Source organism: Arenibacter certesii DSM 19833, from assembly GCF_000429545.1.
Taxonomy (GTDB): domain Bacteria; phylum Bacteroidota; class Bacteroidia; order Flavobacteriales; family Flavobacteriaceae; genus Arenibacter; species Arenibacter certesii.
In genome coordinates this window covers 99,217-114,149 of the sequence record NZ_KE386914.1, presented here as the reverse complement: position 1 = coordinate 114,149, position 14,933 = coordinate 99,217, and the positions used below count along the sequence as shown (strand labels likewise).

At 36.8% G+C, this 14,933-nt stretch carries 9 protein-coding genes; 4 read left to right on the top strand and 5 right to left on the bottom strand.

Annotated features, from left to right (window positions below; all coding sequences use genetic code 11):
• Positions 1 to 23 precede the first annotated feature (23 nt).
• The 3 genes from G466_RS0119380 to G466_RS0119370 all read left to right on the top strand — a co-directional run bounded on the left by G466_RS0119380 (position 24) and on the right by G466_RS0119370 (position 4,609).
• Positions 24 to 866 (top strand): hypothetical protein, encoded by an 843-nt coding sequence (locus G466_RS0119380; protein ID WP_026815100.1) that lies wholly within the window; start codon positions 24 to 26, stop codon positions 864 to 866.
• A gap of 103 nt (positions 867 to 969) precedes the next feature.
• The gene (locus G466_RS22795; protein ID WP_051315787.1) at positions 970 to 2,154 is read left to right on the top strand and encodes a glycoside hydrolase family 43 protein; all 1,185 of its coding nucleotides are present in this window, start codon (positions 970 to 972) and stop codon (positions 2,152 to 2,154) included.
• Positions 2,155 to 2,503: 349 nt separating this feature from the next.
• On the top strand, positions 2,504 to 4,609 hold the full coding sequence (locus G466_RS0119370) for an Ig-like domain-containing protein (RefSeq protein WP_026815099.1): 2,106 nt from the start codon (positions 2,504 to 2,506) through the stop codon (positions 4,607 to 4,609).
• 117 nt (positions 4,610 to 4,726) lie between these two features.
• Here G466_RS0119370 and G466_RS0119365 read toward each other — a convergent pair whose 3' ends face one another.
• The 3 genes from G466_RS0119365 to G466_RS0119355 form a co-directional block, all read right to left on the bottom strand.
• On the bottom strand, positions 4,727 to 7,762 hold the full coding sequence (locus G466_RS0119365) for an AAA family ATPase (RefSeq protein WP_026815098.1): 3,036 nt from the start codon (positions 7,760 to 7,762) through the stop codon (positions 4,727 to 4,729).
• A gap of 3 nt (positions 7,763 to 7,765) precedes the next feature.
• Positions 7,766 to 8,968, bottom strand: a complete 1,203-nt coding sequence (locus G466_RS0119360) for a metallophosphoesterase family protein (protein ID WP_026815097.1) — start codon at positions 8,966 to 8,968, stop codon at positions 7,766 to 7,768.
• A gap of 236 nt (positions 8,969 to 9,204) precedes the next feature.
• Positions 9,205 to 9,450: a hypothetical protein gene (locus G466_RS0119355; RefSeq protein WP_026815096.1), complete on the bottom strand. Its 246-nt coding sequence runs from the start codon at positions 9,448 to 9,450 to the stop codon at positions 9,205 to 9,207.
• Between the two features lie 274 nt (positions 9,451 to 9,724).
• On the opposite strand from G466_RS0119355, the gene G466_RS0119350 reads away from it, so the two are divergent.
• Positions 9,725 to 10,402, top strand: a complete 678-nt coding sequence (locus G466_RS0119350; protein ID WP_026815095.1) for a class I SAM-dependent methyltransferase — start codon at positions 9,725 to 9,727, stop codon at positions 10,400 to 10,402.
• A gap of 129 nt (positions 10,403 to 10,531) precedes the next feature.
• Here the strand turns inward: G466_RS0119350 and G466_RS0119345 are convergent, their stop codons facing one another.
• Both G466_RS0119345 and G466_RS22790 read right to left on the bottom strand, forming a co-directional pair.
• On the bottom strand, positions 10,532 to 11,476 hold the full coding sequence (locus G466_RS0119345; protein ID WP_229797122.1) for an endonuclease/exonuclease/phosphatase family protein: 945 nt from the start codon (positions 11,474 to 11,476) through the stop codon (positions 10,532 to 10,534).
• Positions 11,477 to 12,376: 900 nt separating this feature from the next.
• The gene (locus G466_RS22790; protein WP_084419002.1) at positions 12,377 to 14,740 is read right to left on the bottom strand and encodes an ATP-dependent helicase; all 2,364 of its coding nucleotides are present in this window, start codon (positions 14,738 to 14,740) and stop codon (positions 12,377 to 12,379) included.
• Positions 14,741 to 14,933 lie beyond the last annotated feature (193 nt).

Sequence of the window (14,933 nt, the reverse complement as noted above, 5' to 3'; positions counted from 1 at the left end):
GAACAACTTAAGAAGTTATAATAATGACAAAGTGTTTGACTTACTTTAGCTTACTCTTTCTTTTTACAAGCTGCGCATTTATATCAGAAAAATTTAAAGGAACAACAGATTCCCTAATAGAAGTTGATGCATTGGATCATTTTGAAAATAGCACTATAATCATAGGTGATCCAGAGTTGGAAAGTGAAGAAGCAGAAGTAGACTTTCAGCAGTATGAGGATCAGTATGCGGAGCCTAATAATACGGAAGGTATAAAAGAAATTCATTTCACCGAATTATGGATCTGGGAATATCTCAGTGAAGATAGAGAATGGAAGGAAATGTGGGTATTTAGGGAACCAAATTTAAACTATTGGTTGTTTGAAAGATTAAGCTCTTTTGGAGTGAGTAGTGAAATGTGCGAATGGGTACTTGCTAAGCCAAATGGAGAATATATTTTTAATTATCAAGAACCTGAGATGAATACGCCGAATACAATAGATAGACAGGTAATTGATTTTGTTGATGAAAAGGAATTCTCCTATTTTTGGAAGCCAAGAGGAGAAATTAAAAATTTTGGAGATTCGGTTCATGGTTGGGAAGTTTTTAAAGGTGAAAAATATGAGGTGTTTTTTAAAGGTCAACCAGATCCTTCGGTATTTTATGTGGGTACTAGTGATATAGATATGCGGCCTTTGCATCACTTTAATAATTTGGAGGGTGATATAGAACTCCCTATTTCTTTTCCTATCGGAATACCTAAGAACACTATGGTTTTAAGTGAAGAGACAGACTTTGCATATTATAATATGAAGGTAAATTATCGTTTTAAACATATTTCTTCTAATTCTTATTATGTGTACCTGCCAGAAGACTATTTTGAGTAATCGATTTCAGTAGAAATTTGCTTTATCAACACAATCCGGCCAACGTTGTATACAAAATCAGACTCCCGCTGAAAAGAGAAGCTTTAAAAAACTATATTACCAAATGGCCAGGAAAAATTTTAAATACCAATTTATCACCCTCTTATTTTATATCACATACGGGACATTATTATCCCATTCCAGGATGTCACCAGACCTTTATAGAATTAATACGGTGGTAAATCACGATAAGAATTTTGAAATAAGGGGTCAATACTCAAATGATAATGTTTGGAAAAATGACCTTTCATTATCTTTTAAAGAGCAATATGGAATGAGCAGCCCATCTGTTGAGGATTCTACGGAGGCAAAGGTAGTATCTGCTACAAACCTAGATGTAGAACAATGGCCTCCTATTTATCTAGAAGTCGGAAATCCCCAGGATGATGTGCTGTTATTCTCCTACTTTAAAGGCAATGGTGAGGACGGACTCCATTTGGCGTTTAGCGAGGACGGATTTGTATGGAAGGCTTTAAAGAACGACACATCATTTTTGAGTCCAACCGTAGGAAAAGATAAACTTATGCGCGACCCATGCATAATTATAGGGGGAGACGGCAACTATCACATGGTATGGACGGTAAGTTGGACGGATAATGGGATAGGGTATGCCTACTCTAAAGATCTTATAAATTGGTCCGAACAACAGTTTATTCCCGTTATGGCCCATGAAAAAGATAGTCGAAATACCTGGGCACCCGAAATAACATTCGACCTTGATACTGAGAGATATATAATCTATTGGGCCAGTACAGTGGAAGGGCAATTTCAAGAAACAAAGTCTGAAAAAGAAAATGGATATAACCATCGCATATATTACACCACAACAAAAGATTTTAAAAACTACACCAAAACGCAACTACTGTATGAACCCGGTTTTAATGTAATAGATTCACATATCATAAAAGTTAAAGACCAGTATGTAATGTTTTTAAAGGATGAAACTATTGAGCCCGCCCAAAAAAATATTAAGATAGCCTTTAGTAGTTCTGTGGAAGGTCCCTATAGTGCACCAGGGAAACCTATCACAGGGGACTATTGGGCGGAAGGTCCTACTACAACCTATGTAAATGGAAAGTTTATTGTTTATTTTGATAAATATATACATCACCAATACGGAGCAGTTTCTTCAGAAAATTTAGAAAACTGGATAGAGGTTTCTGATCGGGTAAAATTCCCAGATGGTGCTAGGCATGGAACAATTATTTCAGTGCCTCGAAGTATTTTAAATAAACTCAAAAAAGAATAGTAGTAAGCTGAGCAAGCCCTTTTCTTGCTGGTTATCGGTTTTTTGCTCTACACTTTAAATGTCTATCTATTAATATCGTTAACAATACGATGGTAAGTAGGTTATTACTATTGTTACTATAAGTAAAAACTTATTAAACAACTATCTCTCTATATTTCAGTTCGTTAATCCTCTATTTGAGTCAAAATTTTAATTGATTGAAATAGATGATCTATAAATTTTCGGGTAAGTTTGGGCATAAAATTTTGAAATAGGGGATATAAGAAAATCTAAATTATAGATTGAAAAATATACCGAACCTAGTTTATGGTTTAGCTCATTATTTTATAGTGAAATTTAACTCCCCGTTATGAAGACGAAACTAATTTTATTTGCCCTGTCCCTATTAACCTCCTATTACACTATCGGTCAATCTGCCTGTACTCCTATACCAGAAGTGAAATTCCCTGGTGGTAGGGTTGTAATGAGCTTTGATGGAAACGTACATGATGATGATGATATTGTGGCAATGGCCCTATCTGCAGGTTTGTGGTGGGCAGCTGGACTTAAGGACAAGGTAGTACAAATAGAATATAACAACCATATATGCGAAACCAACGTAACAGAATCGGATGGAATGGGCCCTGGTGCTGGTGATGATAGTCAAAACATGCGCATAACCGCTGCTGGCATCATAGAAAACTTCGGATACGGATCAAATATTTTTTATGATTACGAAAGGCAGGGAAATGCTTCAACTAATAAAATGACCATCGAAATAGAGAAATCAACTAAATCTAATCCATTGTGGATCTTAGCAGGAGGACCAATGGAAACAGTATGGCGTGGGCTCAAAAATGCGTCCAAAGGTTTTGATAATGTTACCATAATCTCTCACTCTAAATGGAATGAAGATCATACCCATTGTAGTGGTGCTCATAATTGGGATGATCTAAAGTCCGAATTTAAGAGAAAAGGTGTGAACTTTGTTGAAAATTGTAATAAGGGGGGATGTAATAGCCCAAATAAACTGAATGATCAGAATGGTGGGTTTAATTCTGCAAAAAGCAATTGGACTTGGATGCGAGATAGTAATAAAACATACAATCGTTGGATTTATAGTCGAAATCCTTTTAGCGGTTATTTTGATCCTTCCGATGCGGGTATGTCGTACTTTCTAATTAGTGGAGGACCGTTTAATGGAGGCAAAAAGAATCCTGATCATAATGATGCAAGGAAGTTGATGGAAAACCCTTGTGAAAAGACCCTGCTTCCCGAGAATAATGAGCCAATGGAGCTATTAATTACCTCACCCCAAAATGGACAAACTTTTAATGTAGGGGAGGATGTCACTATTGATCTCAAAGTAAAAAATCAACTAAATATAATTAGTCATCAAATTTTTGTAAATAACAACTTAGTTGATTCGGACGGAGTAAATTATACGCCACATATCATTACGAACATTAAAAAAGGAGACTACGAAATACGAGCAGAAGTGACTACCAATAAGGGTCAAAAAACCAAATATACCACCAAAATAGTGGTTATAGAAGATAAGAATAAGGAAGATGAAGAAGATAGGGAGGATGAAGAAAATGAAAACGATAATCCAAATTACAACGAAACTCCTTCGATTAACTTTGTATCCCCTATAGAGGGTACACATTATGGTGTTGGGGAAACTATTACGGTCGACCTAACAACTGCCAATAATAGTAAGATTGTTCAATATCAGATTTTTGTAAATGATGAGCTGGTAGATACCGATGGAAGTAATTTTACCCCTCATAAAATTACGAATACAAATGAAGGTGTATATACTATTAGGGCCGAAGCAACGGATAGCAAGGGTTTAAAAACTATTAAAACTATTAACACTAGAATAGGGGATGAGGGGGGAAAAGAGAATATTCCCAATGAAGATAAATCCATCTTAAAAATAATATCACCAGTTGATGGTACAAATTATATTGCAGGAGAAACCATCCCAGTTGATATTGCCATTCCAAGTGAGAGCAATATCGTTCAATATCAGGTCTTCGTAAATGGCATTCTAGTGGATACCGATCTTTCGTTTTATACCCCCCATCTAATTACCAATGTTACTCTTGGCACCCATACTGTTAAAGTTGAGGTTACAGATAGTAATGGTCAAAAAGAAAATAATGTAACACAATTTAATGTGGTGGATAAGGCTATTGGAAATCTAACTCAAAAGAACGCCTTAGGTTCAAATTCCCCACAAGAAGGAAACGGTGCCCTTCAAGTTGCGCCAAACCCTATTGAAGGTTCCCAAATGCATGTTTTCCAAGAAACAAGTAGTGATCTAGAGATAATTAATATCTACGGAAATTCAGTTAAGCATATAGAAAACGCCCACGAGGAATCAATTATTGATGTAAGCGGATTACCCCCAGGAATATACATTCTACAGTCCAACACCGAAAGTTTTAAGTTTATAATTCCAGAATAAAGCATTTAAATACCCCGGACCGATATTGAAACCGCTATGGTGTTATTCAGGAAATAAACTTGGTTTTATTCCTAAAGAGTGCTAACAATGCTAATTTAGTAACTCCTACCACCAATATCATTGTACCACCTTTAAAGTTGAATGCCCTAAACTTCCTTTTTCTAATTGGATTTGAGTTGTAATACGTTCTTTTAATGCGCCTACGTGAGAGATTACTCCAACAGACTTATCGCCCTCGTTCTGCATTTTTTCCAGTATCGTAATTGCCTGGTCCAAGGTTTCTGGATCCAATGTGCCAAAACCTTCATCAATAAAGAGGGATTCTATCTTTACATTTCTTGCAGCAATGTCCGATAGCGCAAAAGCCATAGCCAAACTAACTAAAAAGGTCTCACCGCCGGAAAGGGTACGTACAGAGCGACGTGCATTACCCATATATTTATCAAAAACCTTGAGCGTATCACTTTTTTCGGCTTCCTCTGCTGTTGGAATATCTAGTAGATAACGATCGCTAAACTCAGAAAGTCGTTTATTGGCGTGCCCAATAAGTTGCTCTAGAGTAAGATCCTGGACAAAATTGGAAAATTTATTACCTGTAGCATCCCCAATTAAATCGTTCATGGTTTTCCATAGCGACAAATCTTTCTTTAGTAGGTCTATTTCTTCCTGTACTTTTTGCTGACGCTTCTTGGCTTTTTCATCGGCCTCCAAACTTTGGGTGATCTTACCGATATTAATGGACAGGGTATCCCAGCTGGACTTAGCTTCTTTAAATAGGGTGGTTAAAGCTTCCAGTGAAAGGGATTGGTCATCTTTCTCTGTTAACTCAGTTAATGCTTTATTTATGGAGCTTTCTTTTTCTGATAGAATGGTTTTTTGCTCTTTTAGTTGATTTTCACGTTTCCTAATTTTACTGGCACGCTCTTCAGAAAGTATGGCAGACCGTAAGGCTTGTAGGTTTTCTAGCTTTTCATCTGTAATTATCCCCTTTAGCTCATTTTCCTTTTTTTCCTTTTGTGCCGATTGCAGTTTTAGTTTTTCTGCGTTTCCATTTAACTGCTCAGAAAGCGAAGTAATAGTGGAGTGGAGTCTAGTTATGGAAGTGGATAAAGTATTCACCTTTCCATTGATATCTGGCCCATCATATAAGGCAGTGCGTTTCTGTTTTAAGCTTTTATAAGTGGTTAGTGCCAACTCCCACTGCTTTAAACTATCATCCAAATCCTTTAATGTGGAAGCCGCTTGGAAAGCTTGTTTCGACTTTTCCATTTGCTGGATTTGCCGATTTAAATCGAGTCGGCGGGATTTTAGCGTTTCTAAATCGTCTTTAAAATTCCAATTTAAAGGCTCAGCTATATTGGTGAGTGATTCCAAATGCTGTGCCTGCTCTTCTTTAAGGGTTGCTATAGCCGTGGTTAAGTCGTCTATTTCCTTAAATTGGAATTTGTTTTTTGCTCTTAATGAGATAAGATAATCCGACTTTGTTTGGAGTGCTTTCTTTTTTTCGTTTACCAGTTCCTCCTTGGTATCCAAATAAGGTTTTTCGGAAGCATAGGGATGGTGCAATGACCCACAAAGCGGACAAGGTTGCTCGGGATCTAACTGTAATCGATATTCCTCTAAACTCTGATGATTACGTTGCTGTGCTAAAGATTTCTCTAACGATTCTACTTCCTTTGACCCTAAAAGCACCTCTTTTTCCAGAGATTCTATGGTGTTGGTGTCTTTTACCAACTGTTCCTTGACTTCTTTTAGTTTGCCAAATTGATTTTTATGGTTTTCTTGAATCTTTATAAGTTGCTCTTTACTAGAGAGTAATTCCCCTGCTTTTTCATTTAAAACACGTTGGCCATCCAAAACCGAATTCAACTTTTCTAGGGAATCTACCCCTGAAGAATGTATAGATTCCTGAATCGCTTTATGTAGAAATGCAACTTCTGGGATAAACAATTGGGGCTTGTACGCCATGGGCAATGGATATCCCAACTCATTTATTTTCCTAACATAAGTATTTAATTGATTAAGGAATAACGACGCCTCTCCTTGCATCTTTTTCTCTTCGGCTTGTAGTTGAGCAATTTTATTTCGGAAAGCATCCAATTTCTCATTGGCAGTTTTGACTTCCACCTTTTCTTTAAGGAGCTTTTCGGCGGCCTCTAAATATGATTTTAATTGGTTTTCTGCTTCCAATTTAGATTTTCCGAGTCGATCTCCATCTTCCTTCAGTTGGCTCTCTTGCTTGCTTACAGCATCGTAATCTGACAAGATTACACTATATTTTGCTAGTTTATCATGTAGCTCCAATTGGCTTTTAAAAGGGTTGAAAATATCCCAGTCCTTTTTTAGCTGAAGCTGTTGATCTTGCAGTTCTTTTTGTTCTACTTGTTTTTTATGAAGCTCTTTTCTGTTGGATATTTTTTCTGAAGCGGTTTGGTAGCTTTTTTCTATTTCAGGCTTCGCCTCGGTCAGGGATTTAAGTTCAGCTTTCTTTTCCGTAACTTGTTCTGCTGTTAGAAGCTCAATAGTTTCTAGTCCTGCCTCTTTGAGTGCTATGCTCTTTTCTACCTGTTTATACCTAAAATAGACTGCCTTTCCAATCTCACGGTAGGAGCGGGCCCCTGTAATATCTTCCAATAATTTATTACGTTCGTTGCGCGGTGCTTGCAGTAATTTACTGAATTCTCCCTGAGACAGCACCATGGCTTTTACAAATTGTTCATAGCTAAGGCCAATAACCTCCTGGTTTTTATCCGGAGTTTTGGTACCCGCTTCAAGGATCTGACCAGTTGCTACTTCTACCAATTCCTGCTTACGTGCGTTTAAGTTATTGTTCCTATTGCGTTCTATGGACCAATGGCTACGATAATCCTTGCCATTAACACGATATTCTACCTCTGCAAAGCAATGTTTCATATTGCGGGTCATAATGCCGCCGTCATCCTCCAAAATGGTATTGCTTACCGCTTTATCTACCCTTGCAATTCGGTTGTAAAGCGCAAGGGTTATTACATCTAGTAAAGTCGACTTACCCGATCCTGTAGGGCCGGTAATGGCAAAGAGCCCAGCTTCCGCCAGAACACCATCACCAAAATCAACATGGTGTTCTCCTTTTAGGGAGTGAATATTTTCAAATCTAATTTTTAGGATTTTCATGGACTATAATTTCAATTCTTCCAAGATTTCACGAAAAGCGTTCTTTAATTCGTCTGTGTTCTCTAATTCGCTTTGTAGCTCCAGTTTTTTTTCGAACATCTGCATAGGAGTAACATCTGCTACATCGGTGCCCACAGCAAAGGCATCACTAGCACCACGAATTTTACTCTTAAAATTGAGTCGCGATTTCACAATTTCGATTTTGGAATTGAGTTGGGAATCGGTAAGCGCATCAAAAGCTTGTCGCTTCTCCAAACTTTCGCTTTCCTCATTTACGATTATTTCGGCTAGGGATATTAAAGTGGTTACTTCGGAATAGGCATTTAATTTTTCTTCTACTTCTTGGAGACTGCCTTCAAAAGTGAGTAAATTTCTGTGCTTGGGAATAGGAATAATAGCTACCTGTGAGATTTTGTTATTCTCTATGGTAATCACGTTAATCTGTTTGCGATCTTCTTTTTCTGAAAAGCTCAATGGAATTGGGGAACCACAGTAATGTATATTTTGCTCTTGAGAAATTACTTGTGGTTTATGAATATGGCCTAAAGCTACATAATGAGGTATTTCCCCAAACATATTGGCCTCCACACCCGCCTGATTTCCAATCTGTATATCGCGCTCGCTCTCGGAAAGCTCGCTGCCCTGTACATATAAATGTCCCATTAAAATAAACACCTGATTGGTATGGTGCCGACTGTAATGTGCAGTTACATTTGAAAAATAGGTTCTTAAGCCCGACTTTATTTGTTCAATTTTTGTAGCATAGCTTTCTCCTGCAGCAGATTTGCGGATGTCGCGATCTTTTAGAAAGGGAACGGCAGCCACTACTAACTTCTCATTGTTTTTATCAACAGTTACAAACATATCTTCCACTGCCTCTGTGGCTCCACCAATTACAGTAATATCAAATGCCTTTAGCAATTCTGCAGGTGCGTTCAATACCGTTGGGGAATCGTGATTCCCACCAGTAAGTATAATTTTACAGTCGAGCTGAATAAGGTTTTTCAGTAAATCATAATACTGCTTATAAGCTGCTTGTGAAGGATTCGCCTGATCAAAAATATCACCTGACACCAATAGGACATCTATGTTTTCAGATTTTATATATTTTATTAGCCATGTAAAAAACAGCTCAAGATCCTCGGACAGATCGTATTTATGTAGTTGCTTCCCGATATGCCAGTCGGATGTATGAAGGATTTTCATGCAATTGGTTTATATAAGACGTAAAACTACAAGAAAATAATCCAAAGCCATATACCTCTAGATTCATGCTAGGAGTTATTTTCCCAAATTCAAATCGAATGTAATTAAAACAACTAATTCTTCAAATCCTATTTTATACTTTTGAAGTTGTTAAATTAAGGAATTCTGTATTCTTAAAATTGGATGGTATGTGATGTACCTTCGTCGCGCCGGTCTGCTGACATAGGCACCCTTGATTATCCTCTTTCAGGAAGTGCGTTAAATTCTTTTCTTTTTTCATCTAGCCAATCCTGCATCGCATTAGAGTCAGATGATTTCATTAAGTCCCTCATTTTATGCATGGCCTCTAAATGTGCTTTGTCATTTTTTTGAAACATTTCCATTCCGTGACTTTTACTCATTCCCTCAATTTCCTCAAAAGTAGTTGCATGGAATTCTTTATCGCAAGCCCCTCCTAATTGGCTACATGTCATTGTTTTCATTATTCTGTTCTTTTAATTCGATTTATTAACCTCAAAAGGGGGGGTACGCTGTAGGTAACAATATACCGAATTCTTTTCTACTACTTAGCTTCCGATGAGTTCAAACTCTACTGTAACGTGGTTTTATTTTTTTGGGTTGCCAGGTTTATATAGTTGATATTATCTATATTTTTACTTTTGGAGATCAGCAGGAAGTATTTTTCAGGGATAATTAATTTGGATTATAAAAACGACTGCATGGCTCAATTTACTTTTATAATCTTTAAACCTGTTTATGAATAAGAAGGAAATAGCAACCAAAAAAATAAAGAAGCCCTGGCCAACCAAGAAGGCAATGGAACAGGTATATGAAATGAAACTCTGGGGGGATAATAAATCCGACTTCTATTCCGGTGAAGGATCGCATCATCCGGAAATAGTAAATCCATATATAACAGCTTTAACCTCATTTTTAACTTCCTTTGAAAGTCCGCTTGTTGTTTGTGATCTAGGGTGTGGAGACTTTAACGTGGGAAGACAATTGGTTAAGCATACCAAGAAATATATTGCTGTGGATATTGTGGCAGATCTTATAGCGCACCATAAGGACAAATATCTAGAAGAGAATCTTGAATTCCATTGTTTGGATGTGGCAGTAGACAATTTGCCTTCTGGAGATTGTGCTTTATTGCGACAAGTACTGCAGCATTTATCCAATGCCGAAGTGCAATGTATTTTGGATAAGCTAATCCATTTTAAATATGTACTCCTAACCGAACATATACCCGCAATAGATTTTGTACCCAATCTGGATATTATTTCCGGGCAAGGAACTCGACTCAAAAAACAAAGTGGAATAGACGTAATAGCAGCCCCATTCAGTTTTAAGGTAAAAGAAGAAAAGCAACTCCTATCTGTTATTCCAATGGATAGAAAAGGAGTTATTGTCACCACGCTATATACTCTTTTTTAAACCATGGTTAAGCTGTATTTTAGACTGACAATTTCCGTTTATAGTAGGGTGGGAGCATAATTTCTATTGGCCTACATAGGGAAACTTTCACTAGCGGGAAATGAGGGGTTCCCAAATTCTTATATAATCCTATTCCGTTGCTACCTGTGGTCTATCGCTCTTTTCTTCAATACCATCTTTAATCATTTCATCTACTTCTTCGGCTTCTTCCTTATCTAATGTCTCCACCTCTTCCTCCTGAACATCTTCCTCATGATTTATAAAAAATTTGGAGAACAAGGGTAGGTGATCACTTCCAATAGGTCGTAACGTTCTAAAATCTTCAATAAACACTTCCTTGGAATGGAAAAATAAATCAATGGGAGCTCTAAGGAATCTATATTTAGCATGAAAAGTGGAAACAAAACCTCTTCCGATTCGTGGATCAATAAGTTCTGATGTTTTTCTAAATAAGACAGAAGACCTTGCCCAGGCTACATTATTAAAGTCGCCTACTACAATTACAGGCCCTTTAGTGTTTCTTACTCGTTTCCCAATGGCAAGTAATTCTCCATCACGTTCTCTAGATGTATCCTCTTCCGTAGGGCTTGGTGGAGGTGGATGGATCCCGAAAAATGTAAATGGCTGACCTGATTCTGTAAGTAAGGAAGCCTCTATGCTTGGCAGATCGTCCGCAACAAAATAATTGACCTTAATAGATTTTACGGGGAGTTTGGTATAAAAGTGAATCCCATAAGTGTTTTCTAAGGCTACCTTTTTAAAGTTTGGATATTCCCCTTCGATTTGGGTCATAGCATCTTCCCACGCCTGATTGGACTCCATGGTAAGCAAGATATCGGGCTTAACTTCTAGGACCAAATTAATTAATTTTTGATACTGCTCGTTAAATTGATAAACATTAGCGGATATTATAGAAATGGGATCAGATTCTTTTGGGACCTCTACAGCTTTATTTCTCTTATATAAGGTGGTATAGGGAATTAAGATGATAACATGGAAAGTTATAAGCCCAGCATGTAAAACTATGACCACCCAGAAAAGATCACTTTTTTCATCCACCAATAAAATCCCCATGAATAATGTTAAAAGTTGAAGTATCAACAGCTGAATTCTTCCGAAATCCCATACCCGGAATATCCAGTGTTGATGTGAGATAAAAGGTAGTAAGGACACCGTGATAAGTATGGCCGATAAAATATAAAAAGCGATTAGCATATAACAAAAGGTCTGTAAATTCTAGTTGATTAATTTAATCTACTACAGATAAAGATAATAATTATAACAATCTTGAACGCCGTCAAAACGGATATAAAGAGATTTATATAGCCAACCTTTGACTATTATATGAATAGGGGAAGAAAACCAGGTCTTTATGGTGAGTGGGATAGCCCTAGGTTTAATATATGAAGGTAATGGAAAAACTTTCTTAATTAAGTGTAAAGGGTGCCACCAATGTTCGTATTCTAAAGACGTAAATGCGTACTTAAAATAAGTTTTTGTTAGTAATGTAGAAGAGAAACTCTCCTAATCTTTCTCCTGCAGCGTAAATACTTAAAGCACCTATTATTATAAGAAATATTTTGAATGAAATTTTATATTTCCCCCTTTCAAGGTACGTACGGACAGCGGCGAGTAAATTTATCATTGAAGCCGTTAATGCTCTCATATTGGTAATTTTTATTGATTATTGAATTTTTAGTAGATACATCCATACGGATTTCGAACCTACTAAAATTAACTAACACATCTTATAAAAGTCCTAAATTAACAAAATTAGGTAAGCTACATACCTTCCTAAAATTTAAAATAAATTAATCTAAAGTAGGGTAGAAGTGATTCATGAGGTAAGGACTATATAATTAGGCTTAAGACTGAAATAGTATTAGAGGATAATCCTTGAAATTTGTGTTTTGAACAGATTGTAAAAGGTAATCTAAACAATTAAGACACTAAACTAATGAGCCCAATTTAAACTTACGACCACAGGTCCTTTAGCCTTGACCACAGATTATTGTCTTTTTCTTTAGACTGTTTGCTGTTGCCTTTTTCATTCTTATTGGCTGGAGGTTGCTCTTCTTCATCATTTTTAAGGAGCTGACTCCCTCTCTTCCTATCTTTTTCTTCTATTAAAGCGGTCCAATCTTCTTCTAGATCCGTTTTTTTATTTTTATCATCTCCGGTCGGTTCCGAAGAACCCTCAACCTTAGTCAGTCCCTTAAATTCATAAGTTATGGGTTTCGTCTTGCCTATTTCCAAAAACTCTATCTGGTATTCTCCTTTTACATCGTTTACTGCAATTACTTTGCCTTCTTTCCAAATTTGATGGTGAACAATATCCCCAACTTCAAATTTCTTCTGAATTAATTGCTGCGTAGTGTCTGACTTCAATTGCGCTTTGGCTGCCTTAATAATCTCTTGGCTCAATTCTCCTTTACTAACGTAATAATTATCGCTTATTTCAAATAGAAAACGTGAGGGATATTTACTAGTCCCTAAGCTAAAATTATACCCCTCGGATTCAGTCATATAGAATGCCTTTTCTGCTCTTGTTATAGCAACATAGGTCAATCGTCTTTCTTCTTCAATGGCTTTTGCCCGCCTTTCCTTAATAGCCATGGCACTTGGTAGTATCCCTTCTGTAAAACCACACAAAAAAACGAAAGGAAACTCCAAGCCTTTAGAAGTGTGGATAGTCATTAATTTAATTCTATCATTGCTATCGTCCTCTATATCCATATCGGTATAAAGCGCAATTTCTTGTAAATATTCCATTAGGTCAATAGGCGCCTCATCCTGCGTTTCCAATAAAATAATGGAGTTCTGAAGTTCTTTGATATTATCTAGTCTGTCCGTATCACCATCGGTTCTGTAGTAGGAGGTAAGACCACTTTCATCCATCACTGCCTTTACTAGGTCGGATACAATAAAATCTATTTTTTCTTTTTTGTACTTTTCTATTAGTTGAACAAACTCTATAGCTCCTTTACGACTTAACTCTCTGTGTTTTAGGTTATCCTTTAATGCGGTGTATAGTGAGGTATTTTGCTGATCAGCAATTTTGGCAACACTTTCAAGGAACTTCTTGCCTAAACCTCTGCTTGGGGTATTGACTATTCTTAAAAAAGAAAAATCGTCCTCAAATTGGATTAATCTTAAATATGCCAAAACATCCTTGATTTCTTTCCGCTCAAAGAACCGTATTCCACCAAAAACGGAATAAGGAATATTTTCCCTTATTAGGGATTGTTCAATACTGCGCGAAATATGATTGGCCCTGTATAATATGGCCACATCGGAATACGTACAGTTTTCTTCGGATAGGAGTCTTTTTATCTCGTTAGCAACCCATAAGCCCTCTTCGTAATCATTCTGAGCATGGAAATGGACCACATCAACCCCTTTCGGGTTTTCTGTAAACATATCTTTATCTACCCGGATCTTGTTGTTTTTTATTATATGATTGCCAAGACTTAGAATATTGGGAGTGGACCGGTAATTTTGATTCATTATGATGGTCTTTGACTCTGGGAATTGCTTATCAAAATCGACCAAGATTTCAGGTTTGGCCCCTCGCCACTCGTAAATAGTTTGGTCTGGGTCGCCAACAACAAATAGGTTCTTATGGTATTGAGAAAGCAGCTCAATTAACATAAATTGTTTTTGCGAACTGTCCTGGGTTTCGTCAACTTGAATATAGTGCAGCCTTTTTTGCCATTTTTCAAGTACGTCTGGGTTGTTTATAAATAGGTAAAGGGTAAAATTTAGCAAGTCATCAAAATCCAAAGCAAAATTCCGCTGTTGTTTTTCTAGATATCGTCTAAATATTTTTTCTATTTCGTTATCAGTTTCTTGCTTCTTGGATTCAAGGATATATCGCAAATATTCTTGTGTGGATTTCTGCTTGCTTATATATCGTAATACTTGTTTAAAAGTGAAGACTTTAGAAGTTAGGCCCCGTTCGGCATAAACTTGTCGAAGAACCGTCTTTTGATCTTCAACATCCATAATAATAAAATTTTTCGGGTAGGCAATCTTATTGATGTCTTCCCTTAATACGCGAACACAAAATCCGTGATAAGTCGTGATATAACTCAAGTCGGAATTGGTACCAACCAGTTTTTTTACTCGTTTCCGCATCTCTTGTGCGGCTTTATTGGTGAAAGTTACGCAAAGGATATTAGAAGTGTTAATTCCCAAGGCGTCCACAATGTAGGCGTATCTTTGGGTAAGTGCTTTAGTTTTTCCCGAACCTGCACCAGCAATCACTCTAACATAGCCTTCTGTTTCTGTTACAGCTTCTAATTGTTGATCATTTAAATTTTCCTTCAGATTCTCCATGTTTTACATTCAAGATGTAGGGTTTCTATCCATGCCTAATAAGTAAATATAGGGTTATTCTATGAAAAATAAGGGTGTGAATTCGGTCCATAACGTACTACTTCCCGTAATCTTCATAAAACTAATCCTGAGATAAACCTTTTTTAAACTTTTTTGATTTTTCTTATTGGTTATAAGCTGATTGAATACCTTT